The following is a 22,603-nucleotide window of genomic DNA, read 5'->3' on the forward strand; positions in this document are numbered from 1 at the left end:
TCGTGGGACAGCGGCGGCACTTGGTGCCGTCCGGCGGGGGAGGGGAGCGAGGTCAACTCATGCGCAATGCCAAGAAGAAATCCAGCTTGTCCTCCAGCCGGGAGAGGTCCCGACCCGTCAACTGCTCGATCCTGCCCACTCGGTAGCGCAGTGTGTTGACGTGCAGGTGGAGACGGGTCGCGCAGCGGGTCCAGGAGCCGTCGCAGTCGAGGAAGGCTTCGAGGGTGGGGATGAGCTCGGCGCGGTGGCGGCGGTCGTAGTCGCGGAGGGGGTCCAGGAGGCGGGCGGTGAAGGCCCGGCGGACGTCGTCCGGGACGAAGGGGAGGAGGAGGACGTGGGAGGCCAGTTCCTGGTGACCCGCCGCGCAGACCCGGCCGGGGCGTGCCGCGGCCACCCGGCGGGCGTGCCGGGCCTCCTCCAGGGCGCCGCGCAGGCCCTCCGCCGAGTGCACCGCCGCGCTCACGCCGAGCGTGACCCGGCCGTCGCCGTCGAGGCCCGCCGACAGGGCGTCGCGGACCGAGTCCAGGAGCGCGTCGGCGAGGATGCCGGCTTCCGAGCCGTCGTGTTCCGCCGAGACCGCCGGGAGGGGGACCAGGGCGATCGCCTCGTCGCCGGTGTGGGCCACGGCGATGCGGTCGGACGGTTCGGGGCCGGTGGCGAGGGGGTCGACGAGGATCTCCTCCAGGAGGGACTGGGCGATCGGGCCCTCCTCCTCGATGTCGCCGCCCTCCCACTCGACCCGGGCCACGACCACCTGCCAGTGCGGGGCCGCCCCCAGGCCGGGCAGCAGGACCGGGGCCGCGACGCGCAGGCGTGCGGCGATCTCGGCGGGCGCGGCGCCCGTCTGGACCAGTTCGAGGACCTCCTGGGCGAGGCGGCGGCGGACCGTGCGTGCCGCGTCGCGGCGGTCGCGTTCCACCGCGATGAGCTGGGTGACGCCCTGGAGCAGGTCGAGGCGCTCCTCCGGCCAGTCGCTCGCGTCCGCCTCCACGGCCAGCAGCCACTCCGACAGCACCGTCTCGCGCACGTCCCGTGCGGCCTGCGCCGAGCGGCCCGTGCTGCGGATCGGGAAGAGGGAGTACTGCGTGTTGCCGAGGGGCAGGCGGTGGGGGCCGCGGCGGCCCGTGCGGGCGGCCGTCAGATGCTCCGCCGCCAGTCTCGCGCACACCTCGGGGGCCAGCGCCGGGCCTCCGACCTTCGAGCCCGCGATGAGCCGGCCCGTCGGCGACAGCACCCACGCCCGCAGGTCCAGGTCCGAGCCGAGGAGGTCCAGGACCACGTCCGGGCCGCCGCCCGCCGGGCCCGACGTCATCATCCGGCGGTGCCGGTCGACCACGGCCGCCAGGTCCCCGGCGCGCTCGCCGCTCACCTGCCGTACGACATGCTCGGTGATCGTCGCGAACGCCACCGACTCGTGCACCGCGAAGAGCGGCAGGCGGTGGCGGGCGCAGGCCAGGACCAGGTCGTCGGGGATGTCGCCCAGTTCGGCCTCTCCGGCCCCCAGCGCCGCCACGCCGGCCTGGGCCAGGAGACGGACGAAAGGCTCGGAGTCCGCGGAGTCGCGGCGCCAGGCCAGCCCCGTGAGCACCAGCTCACCGCCGGAGAGGTAGCGGCTGGGGTCCCTGAGGTCGGTGGTCATCACACCGCGCACGGTGCGGTCCAGCTCGTCCTCGCCGCCGAGCAGCTTGAGGCCCAGCGCGTCGGTGTCCAGCAGTGCGCGCAGCCGCATTCTCGTCGCCGCCGTTCTTTGTCTCGAAATCTACGATGAATCTTGATGAGCTTGATGGGGCTGTGGATGAGGCCCGGTCTGCGGGCCGATGAGCGGCGCCGGGGGCGGTGCTCGTCGTCTTTCGGACGGTGCCCCAGGTCACAGGCTCGTGCCCGATGTTTCCAGAGAAAAGCGTGGAGGTTACTGGTGGCCTCCGTTCATACGAATCTACAAGATGCCCACCCTGGCCAGCCAACTCCTTCATGGTTTCCGTGACTGACCCCGGTGGAGCACGGCGCTGTGTACTGACGTCAATGCGCGTTAACAGCACATGAACGAGCCGGGCCCGCCGCACCTGATCTGGCTCAAACCGTACGACCCCACGAGACGAAGAAGAGAGCCGGTCATGGACTTCCTTCGCCCCGCCAGCTGGGAGGAGGCGCTCGCCGCGAAGGCCGAGCACCCCACCGCTGTGCCGATTGCGGGTGGCACCGATGTGATGGTCGAGATCAACTTCGACCACCGCCGGCCCGAGTACCTCCTCGACCTGAACCGCATCGGCGACCTCTACGAGTGGGAGGTCGGCGAGGACAGCGTGCGGCTCGGCGCCTCCGTCCCGTACACCCGCGTCATGGAGAACCTGCGCGCCGAGCTGCCGGGCCTCGCCCTCGCCTCGCACACGGTCGCCTCCCCGCAGATCCGCAACCGCGGCGGCGTCGGCGGCAACCTCGGCACCGCCTCCCCGGCCGGCGACGCCCACCCCGCCCTCCTCGCGGCGGGCGCCGAGGTCGAGGTCGAGTCGGTGCGCGGCAGCCGCCGTATCCCGATCGACGAGTTCTACACCGGCGTGAAGCGCAACGCGCTGGCCGCCGATGAGCTCATCCGGGCCGTGCACATCAAGAAGGCCGACGGGCCGCAGCAGTACTCCAAGGTGGGGACCAGGAACGCCATGGTCATCGCCGTGTGTGCCTTCGGGCTCGCGCTGCACCCCGAGACGCGGACCGTTCGTACCGGGATCGGTTCCGCCGCTCCTACGCCCGTCCGGGCCAAGGCCGCCGAGGAGTTCCTGAACGCCGCGCTCGAAGAGGGCGGCTTCTGGGACAACGGCAAGATCATCACCCCGTCGGTCGCCAAGCAGTTCGCGGAGCTGTGCTCCGGCGCCTGCAACCCGATCGACGACGTCCGGGGCACGGCGAGCTACCGCCGCCACGCGGTCGGCGTCATGGCGCGCCGCACGCTGACCTGGACCTGGGAGTCGTACCGCGGCACCGCCGCCCGCACGGAGGGAGTCGCCTGATGCGCGTCAACTTCACTGTCAATGGACGTCCGCAGGAAGCCGACGATGTGTGGGAGGGCGAGTCCCTGCTGTACGTACTGAGGGAGCGGATGGGCCTTCCCGGGTCCAAGAACGCCTGTGAGCAGGGCGAGTGCGGGTCCTGCACCGTCCGGCTGGACGGGGTTCCGGTGTGTTCGTGCCTGGTGGCCGCCGGGCAGGCCGAGGGCCGTGAGGTCGTCACCGTCGAGGGGCTCGCCGACTACGCCAAGCAGCGGGCAGAGGGCGGCGGTTGCGCCTCCGGTGCCTGTGGGACCTCCCTGCAGGATGCCCAGCATTGGGCGGCCAAGGGACAGGACTCGCAGACCGGTGAGGGCACCGAACTCTCCCCGATCCAGCAGGCGTTCATCGACGCCGGCGCCGTCCAGTGCGGCTTCTGCACGCCGGGGCTGCTGGTGGCCGCCGACGAGATGCTGGAGCGGAACCCGAACCCGAGCGACGCGGACATCCGCGAGGCGCTGTCGGGCAACCTGTGCCGCTGCACCGGGTACGAGAAGATCATGGACGCGGTCCGCCTCGCGGCCGCCCGGCAGGGAGAGGCGGTCTGAGCGACATGCCCACCAATGGCGCTCCCACGAAGATCACCCAGGGGTCCCAGACCAAGGGCGGCATCGGCGAGTCGACGCTCCGCCCGGACGGCACCCTCAAGGTCACCGGCGAGTTCGCGTACTCGTCCGACATGTGGCACGAGGACATGCTCTGGGGGCAGATCCTCCGCTCCACCGTCGCGCACGCCGAGATCGTGTCCATCGACACGAGCGAGGCGCTGGCGATGGCGGGTGTCTACGCCGTCATGACGTACGACGACCTGCCGACCGACGTGAAGAACTACGGCCTGGAGATCCAGGACACCCCGGTCCTGGCGCACGGCAAGGTACGCCACCACGGTGAGCCGGTCGCGATCGTGGCCGCCGACCACCCGGAGACCGCGCGCCGCGCCGCCGCCAAGATCAAGGTCGACTACCGCGAGCTGCCCGTCATCACCGACGAGGCCTCCGCGACCGCCCCGGACGCGATCCTCGTTCACGAGGGCCGCGACGACCACCACAGCGGCCACGTACCGCACCCGAACATCGTCCACCGCCAGCCGATCTTCCGCGGCGACGCGGCGGAGGCCGCCAAGAAGGCCGACGTCGTCGTCAGGGGCGAGTACACCTTCGGCATGCAGGACCAGGCCTTCCTCGGCCCCGAGTCCGGCCTCGCCGTGCCGGACGAGGACGGCGGCGTCCACCTCTACATCGCCACCCAGTGGCTGCACAGCGACCTGAAGCAGATCGCCCCGGTCCTCGGCCTGCCCGAGCGCAAGGTCCGGATGACGCTGTCCGGTGTCGGCGGCGCCTTCGGTGGCCGCGAGGACCTGTCGATGCAGATCCACGCGTGCCTGCTGGCGATGCGGACCGGGAAGCCCGTCAAGATCGTCTACAACCGCTTCGAGTCCTTCTTCGGGCACGTCCACCGCCACCCCGCCAAGCTCTACTACGAGCACGGCGCCACGAAGGACGGCAAGCTCACGCACGTGAAGTGCAGGATCGTGCTGGACGGCGGCGCGTACGCCTCCGCGTCCCCCGCGGTCGTCGGCAACGCCTCTTCGCTGGCCATCGGCCCGTACGTCGTCGAGGACGTCGACATCGAGGCCATCGCCCTCTACACCAACAACCCGCCCTGCGGCGCCATGCGCGGCTTCGGCGCGGTCCAGGCGTGCTTCGCCTACGAGGCGCAGATGGACAAGGTGGCGAAGCAACTGGGCATGGACCCCATCGAGTTCCGGCAGCGCAACGCCATGGAGCAGGGGACCATCATGCCGACCGGGCAGCCGGTCGACTCCCCGGCGCCGGTCGCCGAACTCCTGCGCCGCGTCAAGGCGATGCCCATGCCGCCGGAGCGCCAGTGGGAGTCCAGCGAGGGCGCGGACGTACGGCAGCTGCCGGGCGGTCTGTCCAACACCACGCACGGTGAAGGCGTCGTACGCGGTGTCGGCTACGCGGTCGGCATCAAGAACGTCGGCTTCTCCGAGGGCTTCGACGACTATTCCACCGCCAAGGTGCGCATGGAGGTCATCGGCGGCGAGCCCGTCGCGACCGTGCACACGGCCATGGCCGAGGTCGGCCAGGGCGGGGTCACCGTCCACGCCCAGATCGCCCGCACCGAGCTGGGCGTCACCCAGGTGACGATCCACCCGGCGGACACGCAGGTCGGCTCGGCCGGCTCGACGTCCGCGTCGCGCCAGACGTACGTCACCGGCGGCGCGGTCAAGAACTCCTGCGAGCTGGTCCGCGAGAAGGTCCTGGAGCTCGGGCGCCGCAAGTTCGGCTCCTACCACCCCGCCTGGGCCACCGCCGAACTGCTCCTGGAGGGCGGCAAGGTCGTCACCGACGGCGGCGAAGTGCTCGCCGACCTGGTCGACGTGCTCGAAGGCGAGGCCGTCGAGATCGAGGCCGAGTGGCGGCACCGTCCGACCGAGGCCTTCGACCTGCGCACCGGCCAGGGCAACGGCCACGTCCAGTACTCCTTCGCCGCGCACCGCGCCGTCGTCGAGGTGGACACCGAGCTCGGCCTGGTCAAGGTCATCGAGCTGGCCTGCGCCCAGGACGTCGGCAAGGCGCTCAACCCGCTGTCCGTCATCGGCCAGATCCAGGGCGGTACGACCCAGGGTCTCGGGGTGGCGGTCATGGAGGAGATCATCGTCGACCCCAAGACGGCCAAGGTCAGGAACCCGTCCTTCACGGACTACCTGATCCCCACCATCCTCGACACGCCGACCATCCCCGTCGACGTGCTCGAACTCGCCGACGACCACGCCCCGTACGGGCTGCGGGGCATCGGCGAGGCCCCCACCCTGTCGTCGACCCCGGCCGTCCTCGCGGCGATCCGGAACGCGACGGGCCTGGAGCTGAACCGCACGCCGGTACGGCCGGAACACCTCACCGGCACGGCGTAGGAAATCAGCGAGGAATTCCGCAAGGAATCCAGCAAGGCTCTCCGGGCGGTGCCGGGAACGTCACACTTCGCCGCGCCGCCCGGAGGAACCAAGTACCGCACTGCTCGCGGAACTTGACTCCCCCGCAGTACAGCTCCACAGATCCTGTTCGTTCGTCTCGGGCCGTCCCCCGGGTCGTGCGGCCGAAGCACCTTCCCAAATCCCGCGCCACATGCGTGGTTGGCCGACCGTCAGGGCGGTCGACGCGGGTGCCCCTTTGAACCTTGGGAGTAGGCCCCACATGACCCAGCAGTCACTGGAGCCGACGACGTCGGCCGAAGACGCGGGTGAAGGAACCCGCGTCCCGGCCGGCAGGTCGTGGCTCGATCGGTACTTCCACATATCCCACCGAGGATCGACGGTCGCGCGCGAGGTGCGCGGCGGCGTCACCACCTTCATGGCGATGGCGTACATCCTCCTGCTCAATCCTTTGATCCTGTCCGGCAAGGACGCGGCAGGGGACACGCTCGCCCAGAAGGCGCTGATCACCGCGACCGCGTTCGCGGCGGCCTTCACCACGCTGCTGATGGGCTTCTTCGGCAAGGTGCCGCTGGCCCTCGCCGCCGGCCTCTCCGTCTCCGGCGTCCTCGCCTCGCAGGTCGCCCCGCAGATGACCTGGCCGCAGGCCATGGGCATGTGTGTGATGTACGGCGTGGTCATCATGCTGCTGGTCGTCACCGGCCTGCGTGAGATGATCATGAACGCGATCCCGCTCGCGCTGAAGCACGCGATCACCATGGGCATCGGCCTGTTCGTCGCCCTCATCGGCTTCTACAAGGCCGGCTTCGTGCACCAGGGCGAGGCGACCCCGGTCACCCTCGGCCCGGCCGGTGAACTGGCCGGCTGGCCGGTGCTGCTCTTCGCCGTCACCCTCCTCGCGATCTTCATGCTCCAGGCCCGCGGCATACCCGGCGCGATCCTGATCGGCATCGTCGGCGGCACCGTCCTGGCGCTCGTCCTCAACGCCTTCGACGTCATCGACCCCAAGCAGTGGGCCAGCGGCGCTCCCGAACTGCACGGCAGTGCCGTCTCCATGCCGGACTTCTCGATCTTCGGCAACGTCGAGTTCGGCGGCTGGGGCGAGGTCGGCGCGATGACGGTCGGCATGATCGTCTTCACGCTCGTGCTCGCCGGGTTCTTCGACGCGATGGCGACGATCATCGGCGTCGGCACCGAGGCCAAGCTCGCCGACGACAAGGGCCGGATGCCGGGCCTGTCCAAGGCGCTGTTCATCGACGGTGCGGGCGGTGCGATCGGCGGTGTGTCCGGCGCGTCCGGCCAGACGGTGTTCGTCGAGTCGGCGACCGGTGTGGGCGAGGGGGCCCGTACGGGTCTCTCCTCGGTCGTCACCGGCCTGTTCTTCGCGGCCTGTCTGTTCTTCACGCCGCTCACGGCGATCGTGCCGGGCGAGGTGGCGGCCGCTGCCCTGGTGGTGATCGGCGCCATGATGATGATGAACGCGCGGCACGTGGACTGGTCCGACCGGGCCACCGCGATCCCGGTGTTCCTCACCGTCGTGATCATGCCGTTCACGTACTCGATCACGGCCGGTGTCGCGGCCGGCGTCATCTCGTACGTCGCCATCAAGATCGCTCAGGGCAAGGCACGGGAGATCGGGGCGTTCATGTGGGCCCTGACAGGGATCTTCCTGGTCTATTTCGCCCTCAATCCCATTGAGAGCTGGATGGGCGTGCACTAGCCGGTGCGCCGGTCAGTGTGAACCGCCCTCCGCACAACCGCTGTTAGGAGACCGACAGATGCTGGACATCGCCGAAGAGCTGCACCGGTGGGTCGAGCAGGGACGCGACTTCGCCGTGGCCACCGTGGTGGCGGTCGGCGGCAGCGCACCCCGCCAGCCCGGCGCCGCGCTCGCGGTGGACGCCGACGGTACGGCGATCGGGTCGGTCTCCGGCGGCTGTGTGGAGGGCGCGGTCTACGAGCTGTGCCAGCAGGCGCTGCAGGACGGCGAGACGGTCCTGGAGCGCTTCGGCTACAGCGACGAGGACGCCTTCGCGGTCGGTCTGACCTGCGGAGGCGTCATCGACATCCTGGTCACGCCGGTACGGGCCGCCGACCCGTCCCGCCCGGTTCTCGCGGCCGCGCTGCGGGCGGCCGCGAGCGGGGAGGCGGCGGCGGTGGCACGGATCGTGTCGGGGCCGGACGAGCTGAAGGGCCGCGCCCTGCTGGTCCGCCCCGACGGCTCCCCGGAGGGCGGCTTCGGTGCCCACCCCGAACTGGACCGCACGGTCGCGGCGGAGGCGGGCGCCTTCCTCGACGCGGGCCGCACCGGCACCCTGGAGATCGGCGAACAGGGCTCGCGCTGCGGGGCCCCGCTCACGGTGCTGGTCGAGTCCTCGGTCCCGGCGCCCCGGATGATCGTCTTCGGCGCGATCGACTTCGCGTCGGCGCTGGTGCGCATCGGCAAGTTCCTGAACTACCGCGTGACCGTGTGCGACGCCCGCCCGGTCTTCGCGACGAAGGCCCGCTTCCCGGAGGCGGACGAGATCGTCGTCGAGTGGCCGCACAAGTACCTGGAGCGGACGTCCGTCGACGCCCGGACGGTCCTGTGCGTCCTCACCCACGACGCCAAGTTCGACGTACCCCTGCTCCAGCTCGCGCTGCGTCTGCCGGTCGCGTACGTCGGCGCGATGGGCTCCCGCCGCACCCACCTGGACCGCAACGAGAGGCTGCGCGAAGTCGGCGTGACCGAGCTGGAGCTGGCGCGGCTGCGGTCCCCCATCGGGCTGGACCTCGGCGCCCGTACGCCCGAGGAGACGGCCCTGTCGATCGCCTCGGAGATCGTCGCCGACCGGCGGGGCGGCAGCGGGGTTTCCCTCACCGGCGCGCATACCCCGATCCACCATGACGCGTCGTCTTCGGCGGTGGGGCGGATCGGGTCGGTGGCGTGAGCCGGCCCGAGCCCACGCGATCGCCCGGCTAGCGGCGGCGCACGGTCGGCTGGTCCGGCCAGGTGAACGCGTAGTCCGGCTCGCCGCCCCGCACGACCCGTACGAAGCGCAGCAGTTCCCGCACGATGCCCGCGTTGCCCATCGCCCACCCGGTCTCCGGTTCGAGGGCGCTCGGGTCGGCCCGGTGCTCGACGTTCGACCAGCGGGCGCCCTCCGCGTCGCGGGTGGCGCGGGCGGCGATGTCGGTGACGAGGAGCTGGGCGAACTCGGGGGAGTCGCCCTGCTCGGCGATGCGGTCACAGGCGAGGGCCAGGACGCCCGCCGTGCCGCAGCAACGGCCGTTGTTGTCCCAGAAGCCGGGGCGCAGCCGCTCGGGCAGCCCGGAGTGGGTGACGGTGTGCCAGCAGCGGTCGGCGAGGGCCGACCAGGTGGGGTCGGCGGTGAGGTCCCGTAGCAGGCGGAAGACCTGGGCGTCGCCGGTGGGGCCGTGGCACCAGCCGTAGTTGTACCGCTCGACGACGTCGCGGGGGCGGTCCCACGGGTCGGAGTGGGGAACGAGGAAACCGTCGGGGCCGGCCTCGTCGCGGGCGACCACGTCTGCGGCACCGGCGAGAGCGAGGTCCACCAGGTCCGTGCGGCCGGTCGCGTGACCGACGGCGGCGAGCCCGTACACGACGCCGAGCGTGCCGTGCGACATGTGGTGCATGCGGGCGACCGCGTCCGGTCGGTCCACCCAGGCCCAGTGGACCCCGGCCGCGGTCTCCTCGGCCGTGCGGGCATACGGCTCCACCGCTCGGACCGCCAGGTCCTCAGCCCCGGCAATGAGCGCGCCCAGGCCGATCCCCGCGTTCCCGCCCATCAGGTCGAACCATTCACTCCAGCGCGTTCCGTCGAAGCGCGCCCGCACCAACTCCAGGGCACGGTCGCTGGCGGCTCCAGCGGCCGCGTCGCGCAGGTCGTCGTGAACGGCACGCAGCACGAGGGCCGTTCCGGTGCGGCCGAAGTAGAGCGAGTCGTCCTCCACGCGCTCGACGGACTCCGCCAGCCCGCGTACGGCGCGCAGGGCGGCGTCCGCGTAGGAGTCGTCGTCGAAGTGCCGCCATGCTTCCAGGAGGACCGGGATGATTCCGGCCGTGCCGTTGTAGAGCATGGGTTCGAGCTCGTCGTCGGAGGGCCTGACGGGCCAGCCGATGCCGCCGTCCTCCCCGGCGTCCCGCGCGCCGGCCAGCAGCCACCGCAGCCCGTCCACGGCCAGCGCCTCGACCTCGTCGACAGTCGGCGTCTCGACCTTGTTGGGTGTCACGTCCCTTGCCCCCGCTTCCGTCCATGTGGCGTCGTTCAGTCGCCCCAGTAGCCGAAGATCCCCAGATGGCTCGGCTCCTCGCCGGTGTACAGCACGACGCACAGACCGGTCCACCGCATTCGGCACTCGTCGAGGAGTGTCCCGCCCCTGTCGTGCGGCGGGCGGTCCATGGCCGCGTACGACTCGTCGAGCAGTTCCTGGAACCGTTCGGGTGTCGGCCGGTCGGCGCCGAAGTGGTGCAGGATCCGGTCGGGCGCCATGGGACGCAGGGTCCCGTAATCCTCGACGGCGTGCGTCGACGGAGCGGCGCTCGTGTGGACGACCCGCTGGATGTCGAGGATCGAGTGAGTTCCCTCCTCACCCATGAACTCCTCGTCGGCCCACAGCTCCTCGACCGACCCGTAGTCGTCGTCGCGGCCGTACAGCTCTTCGAAGACCTCTTCGTGCAGTACGGCCAAGGACTCCTCGACGCCGCCCTTGTTCGCGGTGATGTACTCCCAGCCGCTGGCCCCCAACGCGCCCTCCCCGAGCGAGATCCGTACTGTCGGGGTCACTCTAGGAGAGGGCACTGACATCGGCCGGTCAGGCGCTGCGCAGCAGCCGGTTCACCGCGCGCCCGAACACGTACCGCGCCGTACGCTCCACGACGCCGTCCAAGCCCCCCGGCACGAACCGCACCCCGAGCTCCTCCCGCCACACCACCCGCGCGCGTCCGCCGGGCCCGGGCCGTACCTCGATCTCGGCCCAGCCCGTGACCACCCGGCCCCGCTTCTCCAGCCTGCACAGACCCGGCGAGTCGTCTCCGGGCGGCTGCCACACCGTCACCTCCATCGGGTCGGCGAAGGAGAGGGGGCCGATTCCGGAGCGGGCGACGACGAGGGTGCCCTCACGGGTCGGTGCGGCGGGCGTGACCCTGATCCGGGTCAGGGGTACGGCCCGGGCATGGCGGGGCCACTCCGTCAGACGGCGCCACGCCTCGTCGAGGGGGAGCGGAACCGTGCGTTCGAGCAGGAAGGTGACCACGGGACGATCTTAAGGAATCAGGGCTGGTCATCGGCGCGGTCGTATACGTGGGCGTGCACGCGCGGCGGACCGGACGGCCCTACCGGTACACCTCACCGGCCTCGGCCCGCCCCGGCGCCAGCAGTTGCGGCACGGTCACGAACACATAGCCCCGTTGCTTCAGCGCGTCGATGATCCCGGGCACCGCCGGCACGGTCCCGTCGTAGAGGTCGTGCAGCAGGATGATGCCGTCGCGGTCCGCCTGCGCGAGGACGCGCTGGTGGATGAGGTCGGGGTCCTTGGTCAGGTAGTCCTTGGCGGTGACGCTCCACAGGGCCTCCGCCATCCCCAGCTCGCGGCAGATCTCGTGCACCGTGTCGTGCGTACGGCCCTGGGGCGGCCGCATCAGCGTCGGACGCTTGCCGATCAGGCGCTCTATCTCCTTGTTGGGGCGCTCCAGTTCCTCGCGGATCTCCTGGGGCTCCAGCTCGGTGAGCCGGTCGTGGTTCCAGGTGTGGTTGGCGACCTCGTGGCCCTCGTCGGCCCTCCGCTTCACCAGTTGCGGGTACTTGTCGATGTGCCCTTTGCCCATGAGGAAGAAGGTCGCCGGGATCTGCTTCTCCTTCAGGATGTCGAGCAGCCGGGCGGAGTGTTCGCTCGGCCCGGCGTCGAAGGTCAGCGCTATGCTCCCCCGGAGGGGGCACCCCCCCATTCACTCCGACTCCGCTCCGTTCGCCTGGCGGCAGTCGCATCCCGTGAGTGCCCCCCCAGCAGGGAAGCGGCCGCCGCCGAGACGGCGACGGCACGCAACCCGGCCCCCGTTCTTTTCATCTTCTTGGTCAGAGAAGGCATGCCGCGACTATACATGGCGAGTATAAACGGCATTTATACGCGGTATTTATAGTTGTTGACCTGGGGTTTTACTGGGTCACTGGGCGTAGAATGTGGCGTCCCCCCGGTCCGTCGCCGTACTCGGGACCTGCACCTGGAGCAGGTAGTCGTAGTGCCGGATGTAGCGCCCGGGGAAGTTGGACGACTCGTACGAGATTCCCGCCGAGTCGGCCAGTCCCGCCCGCTTGTAGAAGCTGGCGTCGGCCGCGAACTGCGTCGTGCCGTCGTTCTTCTCCAGCCACACCTCGAAGTTCTTGTGCCGCAGGTAGTAGCCGGGGAAGTTGGCCGACTCCAGCGACACCGTGCCGCTGCCGGTCAGTCCGGTGACCACGCGGAACTGCGAGTCCGCGAGCGGGGACACGTTGGCCTCGATGCGGGCGCGGTACTCCCAGTGCCGGATGAAACGGTCCGCGAAGTTGTACGACGAGAAGCGCTGCGGCGTGACTCCGTCGGCCACCGGGATGCCGAAGTCGGGGGTGCCGTCGGCCTTCCAGTACAGCTTCTGGACGCGGGTGCGGCGGTTGGGGTCGTTGAGCGGGTCGCCGGTGATGTCCTTGTAGCTGCGGTCGTGGTAGACGAGGATGTCGCTCTTGCCGTCCTCGGAGACGGTGAAGGAGTTGTGGCCCGGACCGTACTGGCTGGTCGCGGCGTTGCTGGTGAACACGGGCGTGGGACTCTTGCTCCAGTTGGCCGTGTTGAGCAGGTCGGCGCTCGCGGAGGCGGACAGCAGCCCCAGGCAGTAGTTGCTGTCGGTGGCGCTGGCGGAGTACGACATGAACACCTTGCCGCCGTGCTGGATCACCGCCGGACCCTCGTTGACCTTGTAGCCGACGATCTCCCAGGAATAGGTGGGCCGCGACAGCATCACCGGAGTGCCGGTGATGGTCCAGGGGTTGGCCATCTTCGCGAGGTAGATGTCCGTGTTGTTGTTCACCGACGGGTCGCGCTGGGCCCAGGCCAGGTAGCGCACGCCGTTCACGACGAAGGTGGTGGCGTCCAGCGAGAAGCTCTCCCACTGGGTCTTGATCTGCCCCTTCTCCGTCCAGGTGGCGGTCAGCGGGTTGGCGCCGGTGCCCTCCAGGACGTACATCCGGATCGCCCAGATGTCGTTGGTGGCGCCGGCGGCGAAGTAGATGTACCACTTGCCGTCGATGAAGTGGATCTCCGGCGCCCAGATGTGCGCGCCCATGACCCCGCTGGTGTGCTTGGTCCAGATGGTGACCTCCTGGGCCGTCGACAGGCCCTGGATGGTCGTCGCCCGGCGCAGCACGATGCGGTCGTACTCGGGGACGGTCGCGGTGAAGTAGTAGTAACCGTCGGTGTGTTTGAAGATGTGCGGGTCGGCCCGCTTCTCCGCGATCGGGTTGGTGTAGGTCACGGCGGGGGAGGCGGGCACGGCCGCCTGGGCGGCGGGCGCCGGCCCGGCGAGGCAGGCCGCCAGGGCGACGAGGACGGCCATGAGGAGTCGTACGGCTATGCGTCTCAAGGGAGTTCTCCGGATCGGAGGGGGTGATCAGAGGGGTGGTCAGAGGGGTGGTCAGGGGGATTGGTCAGGGGCCTGATCAGGTGGTGGGGACGAGCTTCCACTGCTGGCAGTTGTTGTTCAGCCACGTCCACTGGCGTACGTCGGCGCCGTTCGCCGTACCGCAGTCGGCCACGTCGGCGACCTTGCCGGTGGACTCGTTGACGATCCGGACGTAGTCGCCGCTCGCGGTGAGGACGAGCCGGTAGCGCTGGCACTTGTTGTTCAGCCAGGACCACTGCCGGATGTCGGCGCCGTCGGTGGCGGAGCACTCGGCGGTGTCCATCACCTCGCCGGTGGCGACGTTGACCAGCCGGTTGGTGTCGTCGCCGAGGTCCTCGACCTTCCACTTCTGGTTGGCGCCGCCGGTGCAGCTCCACTGGAAGATGTTGGTGCCGTCGGCGGTGTTGCCGCCGTTGACGTCCAGGCACTTGCCGCTGTTGCGGTTGACGAGGGTGTACGACGTGGGCGTCGCCGCCGTCTCGCCGGACGGGCCGGGCAGTGTGGTGCCGAGGGCGACGGGGGTGCCGAAGTTCGGGGTGCCGTCGGCGTTCCAGGTGAACTCCTGGGCGCGGGTGGTGCGTCCGTTGCCGCAGCCGCCGTTGGACGCGGAGTTGGCGTGGTAGACGATCCAGTTCTCGGTGCCGTCGGGCGAGGTGAAGAAGCCGTTGTGGCCGGGGCCGTAGACGCTGTTCGCGTCACTGCGCTGGAAGACGGGGGTCTGCTTCTTCGTCCAGGACGCCGGGTTCAGCGGGTCGGAGCCGGTCAGCTCCAGTTGGCCGAGCTTGTAGTCGGCGGTCTGGCAGGAACTCGCGGAGTACGTCAGGAAGGTGCGGCCGTTGCGGTAGAGCGGCTCGGGGCCCTCGTTGACCGGGCTGCCGGAGCGCTCCCAGTCCAGAGTCGGACTGGAGATGACCGTGAAGGTGCTGCTGGCGAGGGTGTACGGATTGCTCAGCGGTGCGATGACCAGGCTCTGCGTACTGCCGTTGATGAACCCGCTGCCCAGCAGGTACAGCTTGTTGTCGGCCTGTAGCACACTCGCGTCGATCAGCCAGCCGCCCGGCGTGAGGTTGGACCCAGTGAGCGAACCCTTGTAGGTGTACGGGCCCATGGGGTCGGTGCCGGCGCTCTCCAGGACGTGCGTGCGCTGTGAGTCGCAGCAGGCGACGCCCGCCTGGCCGGCCGAGTAGTACACGTACCAGTGGCCGTTGAAGAGGTGCATCTCCGGCGCCCAGAAGTTGGTGTTCCGGGTGGACGTGGCGTCCGAGTACACCTGCACGTTGGGCGCGGTGGCCAGGCCCGCCAGGGTCGGCGACTTGCGGATGCCGAGGATGCCGGTGAACGTCGTGGTGATCAGGTAGTAGTTGCCGTCGTGGTACTGGAGCCAGGGGTCGGCGCCCTTGGACGACTTCAGCGGGTTCGTGTACGGGCGGCCGTCCGCTGCCGACGCCGGCTGGGTGGTCGCCACCAGGGCCACCAACGCGGCGAGCACGCACAGGAGCAGTGATCTGCGGCGTTTCCTGAGCGGCGGGTGAGACATCCGAGGCATACGAGACCGTCCCTGTCCGTTAAATCGGTTCGTAATTTCGAACGGAGTTCGTGATTTCGATCGTGATGAGGATCAGAAGATAAAAGTGGGCCATCCTCCCGTCAACGGTTTCGTCATACGCGCTTTACAAACCCGCGTGCGGACGCACGCCTGGCGCGGGTGCGTGATCATGCGCTTGCCCGTTCAGGTGATGAAACGAGGGACGGGCCACCGGCCCGTCTCCCGCCCCCGTATCCAGGGCACATGGACCATCACCGCGCGCCCACCGGCTCAACTCCCTTCTCCCGTAGGCAGTTCACGACCGTGTCCGCCACGACGGCCGCCCTGGCCGCGTTGACCCCGACCGCGGCCGCCGCCGCACCTGCCGCACCCGCCGACCCCCACCAAGCCCCCCACCGGCCGCGCTCCACCGCCGACTGGGACACCTGCCTCGCGGTCGCCCGCGCCCTGCTGGTGGTCGACGAGCACGACCGGCCGCTCGTACCGACGTACCGGAAGATCCTCGACTCCGGGCTGCCGCGGGCGAAGACGAAGACCGCGAAGAGAGTCCTCGTCGTCGGTGCCGGGCCCGCCGGTCTGCTCGCCGCCTGGCTGCTGAAGCGGGCCGGGCACCGGGTCACGCTCGTCGAGGCCAACGGCAACCGCGTCGGCGGCCGCATCAAGACCTTCCGCACCGGCGGTCACGAACAGGCGGCCCAGGTGTTCGCCGACCCCGCGCAGTACGCGGAGGCCGGCGCCATGCGCATCCCCGGCAGCCATCCGCTGGTGATGCAGCTGATCGACCAACTCGGCGTCAGACGCCGCCGGTTCCACCTCGTCGACGTCGACGCCGAGGGCAAGCCCGTCAACAACGCCTGGCTGCACGTCAACGGCGTCCGCGTCCGCCGCTCCGAGTACGCGAAGGCGCCCCGCAGGATCAACCGCTCCTTCGGCGTCCCCCGCGAGCACTGGGACACCCCCTCCTCGACCATCCTGCGCCGCGCCCTGGACCCCGTACGCGACGAGTTCAGCACCGTCGGCCCGGACGGCAAGCGGGTCGACAAGCCGATGCCCGAGCGGGTCAAGGGCTGGGCGCGGGTCGTGCAGAAGTACGGCGACTGGTCGATGTACCGCTTCCTGACCGAGGAGGCGGGCTTCGACGAGCGGACCATCGACCTGATCGGCACCCTGGAGAACCTCACCTCACGGCTGCCGCTCTCCTTCATCCACAGCTTCATCAGCCAGTCGCTGATCAGCCCGGACACCGCGTTCTGGGAGCTGGTCGGCGGCACGGCGACCCTTCCGGACGCGCTGCTGAAGGAAGTCGCCGACGTCCTGCGCCTGGACCGGCGCGCGACCCACATCGAGTACTGGGCCCCCGGCCGGCCCGGCGCCGACGACACCTCCCACGTCAGCGCCAAGGGCCCGCACGTCTGGATCGACACGGTCTCCGAGGGACGCGGCGGCAAGGTCGTGCGCGAGCAGTTCACCGCTGACCTCGCGATCGTCACCGTGCCCTTCTCGGGGCTGCGGCAGGTGCAGATCAGCCCGCTGATGTCGTACAAGAAGCGGCGCGCGGTGGCCGAGCTGCACTACGACAGCGCGACCAAGGTGCTGCTCGAGTTCGGCCTGCGCTGGTGGGAGTTCACCGAGGCCGACTGGAAGCGGGAGCTCGACGCCGTACGCCCCGGGCTCTACGACGACTACCGCAAGGGCAAGGCACCCGCCGACGGCAGCCTGCTCGGCGCCCACCCCTCCGTCCCGGACGGCCACATCAGCGACGCCCAACGTGCCCACTACGCCGCCAACCGCTGGGCCACCCGCGACCAGCCTGAGGCGGCGCACATCATCGGCGGCGGGTCGGTCTCCGACAACTCCAACCGCTTCATGATCAACCCCTCCCACCCGGTCGACGGCAGCAAGGGCGGCGTCGTCCTCGCCTCCTACAGCTGGGCCGACGACGCCTCCCGCTGGGACTCCCTCGACGAGGACGCCCGCTACCCGCACGCGCTGCGGGGCCTGCAACAGGTCTACGGCCAGCGCGTCGAGGTCTTCTACACCGGCGCCGGGCGCACCCAGAGCTGGCTGCGCGACCCGTACGCGTACGGCGAGGCGTCCGTGCTCCTGCCCGGCCAGCACACGGAGCTGCTGGAAGCCATCCGCACCTCCGAGGGGCCGCTGTACTTCGCCGGGGACCACACCTCGGTGAAGCCGTCGTGGATCGAGGGCGCCCTGGAGTCGGGCGTGCGGGCGGCGCTGGAGGCACACGGGGGCTGAGACCCCGTGCGGGGACGCGGCGTACGGGCCGGCCCTCGGGCGCACCGGGGACCCGGCCCGTCACGGCTCGTCCGTCAGGCCGGCCAGGAGTTCGTCGGCCAAGCCGCCGTATCCCGCCGGTCCCTTCCCCAGCGGCTGTTCCGTCCAGATCACCTTGCCGGCCGGCGTGTACCGCGTGCCCCAGCGCTCGGCGAACTGGGACACCAGGAACAGGCCCCGGCCGCCCTCGTCCGTCGTGGCCGCGCTGCGCAGGTGCGGGGCGGTGCTGCTGCCGTCGGAGACCTCGCAGATCAGGGCGCGGTCGCGGATGAGGCGGACGCGGATGGGGCCGGTGGCGTGGCGCAGCGCGTTGGTGACCAGCTCGCTGAGGATCAGCTCGGTCGAGAACGCCTCGTCCTCCAGGCCCCAGGCGTCCAGCGTCCGGGCGGCGGCGGCGCGGAGCCGGGCCACGGCCGACGGGTCGTCCGGGACGTCCCAGGCCGCCGCGCGGTCGGCGGCGAGCATCCGCGTCCGGGCGACGACGAGGGCGACGTCGTCGCGCGGCCGCTCCGGCAGCAGGGCCGCCAGCACCGCCTTGCACGTCTCCTCCGGCGTCCGGCCGTGCGTCGGCGGCGCCGCGGCGAGCGCCCCGCGCAGCAGCTCCAGGCCCTCGTCGATGTCCCGCCCGTGGTCCTCGACCAGCCCGTCCGTGTACAGGACCAGTCCGCTGCCCTCGGACAGCCGCAGCTCGGTCGCCTCGAAGGGCAGACTGCCGCCCAGCCCCAGCGGGGGTCCGCCGGTGACCGAGGGGAACTCGACGTCGCCGTCGGGGTGGACGACGGCCGGTTCCAGGTGGCCGGCGCGGGCGAGGGTGCACAGCCCGGAGGACGGGTCGTACACGGCGTACAGACAGGTCGCCCCGGTGACCGGCGCGGCCTCGCCGTCGCCCTCGTCCTGGTCGATGCGGGCCACCAGCTCGTCCAGATGGCCGAGGAGTTCGTCGGGCGGCAGGTCCAGGGTGGAGAAGTTGTGGACCGCCGTACGGAGCCGTCCCATCGTCGCCGCCGCGTGCAGCCCGTGCCCCACGACGTCCCCCACGACCAGCGCCACCCGCGCGCCCGGCAGCGGGATGACGTCGAACCAGTCCCCGCCGACCCCGCCCTGCGCCGCCTGCGCGGGCAGATAGCGGTAGGCGACGTCGAGGCCGCTCTGGTCGGGCAGGGCCCGGGGCAGCAGGCTGCGCTGGAGCGTGACCGACAGGGTGTGCTCACGGGTGTAGCGGCGGGCGTTGTCGATGCTGACGGCGGCACGCGCGACCAGCTCCTCGGCGAGGGAGACGTCCTCCTCCTCGAACGGCTCGGGCCGGTCGGCCCGCCAGAAGGTGGCCATGCCCATGATCACGCCACGGGCGCGCAGCGGGACCGTGAGCATCGCGTGGATCCCGAACCCCACGATTCTGTGGGCGTTCTCGGGGTCCTGGTCCTGCCAGCCGGAGAAGGCGGGCATGTCCGCCTCCAGCACGGACTCGCCCGTGCCGAAGCCGAAGGCCTGCGGCGTGGTCGGGGCGAAGTGGATCAGCTCGCCGATCGGGTAGAGCGGGCTGCCCTCCCGTACGCCCCGGAAGGCGACCCGGCGCATGTCGGTGCGCCCCTCCTTCGGCTCCTCGCCGCGCAGCACCGGGTCCGCCAGGTCGACGGAGACGAAGTCGGCGAACCGTGGCACCGCGAAGTCGGCCAGCTCCTGCGAGGTGCGCGTGACATCGAGGGTGGTGCCGATCTCCAGCCCCGCGTCGTACAGCAGCTTCAGCCGCTCCTGTGCCACGTCCGCCCGGCCGGACATGGTCCGCAGCTCGGTGGTGTCCCGCAGTGTCGCCACGCTGCCGGGCGGCCCGCCGGCCCGGTCGGTCGCCCGCTGGCTCACGGCCAGCAGCCGGCCCTGCGCCAGATGCACCTCGTCGGTGGCGTCCCGCCCGGAGGCGAACAGCCCGGCGAGGTCGCTGCCGATGCCCAGGGCGAGGCACGGCCGACCCTCCGCGTCCGCGGCCAGCCCGAGCAGCCGGCGCGCCTCGTCGTTCGCCAGCGCCAGCCGCCCCTCGCCGTCCAGGATCAGCACGCCCTCCCGCACGGCGTGCAGGACGGCGTCGTGATGCTCGTACATCCGGGTCATCTCAACCGGCCCCAGCCCGTGCGTCTGGCGCAGCAGTCGCCGGCTGACCAGCGCGGTCCCGCCGGTGGCGAGGGCGAGCACGGCCGCCGCCGAGCCGAGCAGCATCGGCAGCTGGTCGTCCACGATCCCGCCGACGCTGGACAGCGTCACACCGGCGGCCACCAGCCCGACGACCCGGCCGTCGCCGTCCTCGACGGGGACGACGGCCCGCACGGACGGCCCCAGCGTGCCGGTGTACGTCTCGCGCACGATCCCGCCCGCCACGGCCGGTGCGATGGTGCCGACGAAGTGCTTGCCGATCTGGTCGGGGTTGGGGTGCGTGTAGCGGATCCCGTCGGTGTTCATCACGACGATGAAGTCCACGTCGGTCGCCTCGCGCGCCGCCTCGGCACGCGGCTGGAGCAGCACGGTCGGGTCCGGGTCCGCCAGGGCGTCCACGACACCCGGCGAGTGCGCGAAGGCCTCGGCCACGGCGAGGGACCGGTTGCGGGCCTCCCGCTCGGTGTCGGTGCGCACCTGCAGTACCAGGGCCACCACCGCGGCGACGACGAGAAGCACGACGATCGCCGCCTGCAGCACGAAGACCTGCCGGGCAACGGTACGCGCGCTCACCAGCGACCGCAGGCGGCCGAGGACTGCGGCCATGCCTCATTTCTAACACCGTTTGCCGGGCCGGGCACGGCTGTTGTCCGGGGACGGTCCCTACGAGCGGACAAGCGGGGCGTGGTCGGCCGGCGGACGGCCCGGTGCGTGGAAGAAGCCGGTCGCCGGACGAGGCCCTCGCGGGCGATCGGACGCCGGGGCCGAGGGCGTGAGCCATGCCCGGGCCGACCACCGGTCTTCCCGCGGCGCGAGGCTCAGGTCCGGACGGCCCCGGGCCGACGGCTGCCGTCGTCGGCCACCCGGTTCACGGAGTCGCTCGTGGCGATGCCGCGGGCGGCCGACGGACCTACGGTGAGCACGACCCGATGCGCCCGGCGTCGGATGCCGCGCGGGGGGCGGTCGGGACGGCGGCGTCCGGCATGCGGAGCAGCAGCAGTGCCGCGTCGTCGTGCAGCCGGCCGCCGACATGGGCCAGCAGTTCGTCGTGGAGTGCGGTGACGGTGCGTACCGGCTCGTCGGAGGTGTGCCGCGCCAGCCCGTCGGCGAGCGCATAGAACTCACGGTCGTGGTCGCGGGCCTCGGTGACGCCGTCTGTGTAGAGCAGCAACTGGTCCCCGTCGCAGAAGGGCAGCACCTGCAGCGCGGGGCTCTCGCCCGAGAGGGTGCGCAGACCCAGGGGCGGTGCCGGGCGGTCCGGTTCGACCGGTACGACGACGGAGTCGCGCACCAGCAGCGGCGGCGCGTGCCCGCAGTTGACGACCTCCAGCTGCCCTTCCCGGGGGTACCCGGCGACCACGGCGGTCACGAAGTCGTCGTTGCCCAGGTTGCGCGCCAGACTCCGCTCGATCCGCGCCACGACGGCGAGGAGGTCGGGCTCGTCGTAGGCGGCCTCCCGGAAGACACCCAGCACCAGAGCCGCGGTGCCCACCGCGGGCAGCCCCTTGCCCCGCACATCGCCGACGATCAGCCTGACGCCGTAGGGCGTGGACACCAGCGCGTAGAGGTCGCCGCCGATCCGGGCCTCCGCGGCGGCGGCGCTGTAGCGGACGGCCACCTGGAACGGCCCGACCGTCGCCGGTACGGGCTGGAGCAGCGCGTGCTGGGCGGCCTCGGCGACGGAACGCACCGCCGCGAGCACCCGCTCGCGCCGCCCGCGCAGCGCGCTGGCCAGGCTCCCGGCCAGGGTGACGGCCAGCACCGCGGCCAGCACGACGGCCAGGTCGCGGTCCCCGACCTGGTCGCGGATGCCGAGGATCGCGCCCAGGGCGGCGGCGAGCAGTCCCACCCAGAGGACTCCGCGCGGCCCGTTGGTGGTGGCGGCGAGCGCGGGACCCACGGCGAGGAGCGGCAGCCAGGTCATCCCCGATCCACAGATGAGATCGACGAGCACGATGGCGGCGACGATCAGGATGGGCAGGACGGGCGTGGTGGCGACCAGTCGCCTCGGCCAGTGGTCAGGACCGTGGTGCGGGGCCTTGCTCATGTCTTGTCGGCTGTCCTCACCTGTGAGCGGGGGGCATGCGCCCTTTGAAATGTCCGATTTATATAAGAAAACCGGTCGGACCCCGGACAGGACAAGGACACGGATTTCAGATAGTGAGCGACAGGCCCCTGGTCACGCGGCTCGCGGTCGGGAGCAGGCGTGCCCTGACCTCCTCCAGGCGGGCGCGCGTCTCCTCGATACGGGACCGCCGGCCGGCCCGCAGCGAGACGCCGAGCGAACCGAGGGTGTTGCCGCTGTAGACGGGCACCGCGACACAGACCGTGCCGAGGGCGTACTCCTCCATGTCCGTGACCGCCGGGGCCAGGGGCGAGGAGTCGAGCCGCCGGATCAGCTCCGGAGGGTCAGTGATCGTCCTGGGGGTGAGGTCGGGGAGCGCGTGCCGGGACAGGTAGTCCTTGCGTGACTCCTCGTCCAGCTCGCGCAGGACGGACTTGCCGAGCGCCGTGGCGTGCCCGGCGTCCTCGAATCCCACCCACAGATCGACCCGGGGGGCGCGCGGGCCGTCGACGATCTCGGCGACCCGGATCTCCCCCTCCTCGTAGAAGGTGAGGTACGCGGCGGACGACAACTCGTCCCGCAGCGCGGCGAGCGTGGGGCGGATCCGGCTGAGCAGCGACTGCGCTCGCCCCGACGTGTGCAGCGTCTCCAGCCGCTCGCCGAGGATGAACCCGCCGTCGTCGAGCTTGCGTACGTATCCGTCGTGGACCAGCGTCCGCAGCAGGTGGTACGCCGTGGCCAGGGGCAGGCCGGTCTCCCGCGCCAGTTGCTTCGCGGGCGCGCCGTTCTCGTGCGCGCTCATCGCCTCCAGCAGACGGAACGCGCGCTGTACGGAGCCGATGAGCGTAGGGCCGGTCTCGACACCCATACGAACAGCGTGCCCCGGGCGCCCGGCGCGGGCAAG

The 22,603-nt window shown here is 71.1% G+C and carries 16 protein-coding genes; 6 read left to right on the forward strand and 10 right to left on the reverse strand.

Features of this window, described 5'->3' with window-relative positions:
* Positions 1–52: 52 nt before the first annotated feature.
* Complete coding sequence (locus ABIE67_RS36605) at positions 53–1,729, reverse strand: PucR family transcriptional regulator (RefSeq protein WP_370265839.1); 1,677 nt, start codon at positions 1,727–1,729, stop codon at positions 53–55.
* A gap of 385 nt (positions 1,730–2,114) precedes the next feature.
* Between ABIE67_RS36605 and ABIE67_RS36610 the strand changes: the two genes are divergently transcribed.
* The 5 genes from ABIE67_RS36610 (at position 2,115) to ABIE67_RS36630 (ending at position 8,927) form a co-directional block, all read left to right on the forward strand.
* Entirely contained in the window at positions 2,115–3,005 is an 891-nt protein-coding gene (locus tag ABIE67_RS36610) for a xanthine dehydrogenase family protein subunit M (RefSeq protein WP_370265840.1), read from the forward strand.
* Positions 3,005–3,589 (forward strand): (2Fe-2S)-binding protein, encoded by a 585-nt coding sequence (locus tag ABIE67_RS36615; protein ID WP_370265841.1) that lies wholly within the window; start codon positions 3,005–3,007, stop codon positions 3,587–3,589. The genes ABIE67_RS36610 and ABIE67_RS36615 overlap by 1 nt, the downstream gene beginning before the upstream one ends.
* Before the next feature lie 5 nt (positions 3,590–3,594).
* A complete protein-coding gene (locus ABIE67_RS36620) occupies positions 3,595–5,979 on the forward strand; it encodes a xanthine dehydrogenase family protein molybdopterin-binding subunit (protein ID WP_370265842.1) in 2,385 nt (794 codons plus the stop codon).
* Between the two features lie 280 nt (positions 5,980–6,259).
* A complete protein-coding gene (locus ABIE67_RS36625; protein ID WP_370265843.1) occupies positions 6,260–7,717 on the forward strand; it encodes an NCS2 family permease in 1,458 nt (485 codons plus the stop codon).
* A gap of 58 nt (positions 7,718–7,775) precedes the next feature.
* Positions 7,776–8,927, forward strand: coding sequence for an XdhC family protein (locus ABIE67_RS36630; protein WP_370265844.1), 1,152 nt, complete (start codon positions 7,776–7,778; stop codon positions 8,925–8,927).
* Positions 8,928–8,955: 28 nt separating this feature from the next.
* Here the strand turns inward: ABIE67_RS36630 and ABIE67_RS36635 are convergent, their stop codons facing one another.
* The 6 genes from ABIE67_RS36635 to ABIE67_RS36660 all read right to left on the reverse strand — a co-directional run bounded on the left by ABIE67_RS36635 (position 8,956) and on the right by ABIE67_RS36660 (position 15,185).
* Positions 8,956–10,230, reverse strand: coding sequence for a lanthionine synthetase LanC family protein (locus ABIE67_RS36635; RefSeq protein WP_370265845.1), 1,275 nt, complete (start codon positions 10,228–10,230; stop codon positions 8,956–8,958).
* Between the two features lie 35 nt (positions 10,231–10,265).
* Entirely contained in the window at positions 10,266–10,784 is a 519-nt protein-coding gene (locus ABIE67_RS36640) for a hypothetical protein (protein WP_370265846.1), read from the reverse strand.
* 28 nt (positions 10,785–10,812) lie between these two features.
* On the reverse strand, positions 10,813–11,253 hold the full coding sequence (locus tag ABIE67_RS36645) for an SRPBCC family protein (protein ID WP_370265848.1): 441 nt from the start codon (positions 11,251–11,253) through the stop codon (positions 10,813–10,815).
* 79 nt (positions 11,254–11,332) lie between these two features.
* Positions 11,333–11,944: a polysaccharide deacetylase family protein gene (locus ABIE67_RS36650; protein ID WP_370265850.1), complete on the reverse strand. Its 612-nt coding sequence runs from the start codon at positions 11,942–11,944 to the stop codon at positions 11,333–11,335.
* A gap of 216 nt (positions 11,945–12,160) precedes the next feature.
* The gene (locus tag ABIE67_RS36655) at positions 12,161–13,582 is read right to left on the reverse strand and encodes a family 43 glycosylhydrolase (RefSeq protein WP_370269309.1); all 1,422 of its coding nucleotides are present in this window, start codon (positions 13,580–13,582) and stop codon (positions 12,161–12,163) included.
* Positions 13,583–13,685: 103 nt separating this feature from the next.
* A complete protein-coding gene (locus ABIE67_RS36660; protein WP_370265851.1) occupies positions 13,686–15,185 on the reverse strand; it encodes a family 43 glycosylhydrolase in 1,500 nt (499 codons plus the stop codon).
* A gap of 252 nt (positions 15,186–15,437) precedes the next feature.
* Here ABIE67_RS36660 and ABIE67_RS36665 point away from each other — a divergent pair, with 252 nt between their 5' ends.
* Positions 15,438–17,450 carry a flavin monoamine oxidase family protein gene (locus tag ABIE67_RS36665; protein ID WP_370265852.1) on the forward strand — a complete coding sequence of 671 codons (2,013 nt, stop codon included), beginning with the start codon at positions 15,438–15,440 and terminating at the stop codon, positions 17,448–17,450.
* A 60-nt stretch (positions 17,451–17,510) separates the two neighbouring features.
* Here ABIE67_RS36665 and ABIE67_RS36670 read toward each other — a convergent pair whose 3' ends face one another.
* The 3 genes from ABIE67_RS36670 to ABIE67_RS36680 all read right to left on the reverse strand — a co-directional run bounded on the left by ABIE67_RS36670 (position 17,511) and on the right by ABIE67_RS36680 (position 22,567).
* Positions 17,511–20,240: a SpoIIE family protein phosphatase gene (locus ABIE67_RS36670; RefSeq protein WP_370265853.1), complete on the reverse strand. Its 2,730-nt coding sequence runs from the start codon at positions 20,238–20,240 to the stop codon at positions 17,511–17,513.
* Between the two features lie 304 nt (positions 20,241–20,544).
* Positions 20,545–21,681 (reverse strand): PP2C family protein-serine/threonine phosphatase, encoded by a 1,137-nt coding sequence (locus tag ABIE67_RS36675; RefSeq protein ID WP_370265854.1) that lies wholly within the window; start codon positions 21,679–21,681, stop codon positions 20,545–20,547.
* 106 nt (positions 21,682–21,787) lie between these two features.
* The gene (locus ABIE67_RS36680; protein WP_370265855.1) at positions 21,788–22,567 is read right to left on the reverse strand and encodes an IclR family transcriptional regulator; all 780 of its coding nucleotides are present in this window, start codon (positions 22,565–22,567) and stop codon (positions 21,788–21,790) included.
* Between the last annotated feature and the right edge of the window lie 36 nt (positions 22,568–22,603).

This window comes from Streptomyces sp. V4I8 (assembly GCF_041261225.1).
Taxonomy (GTDB): domain Bacteria; phylum Actinomycetota; class Actinomycetes; order Streptomycetales; family Streptomycetaceae; genus Streptomyces.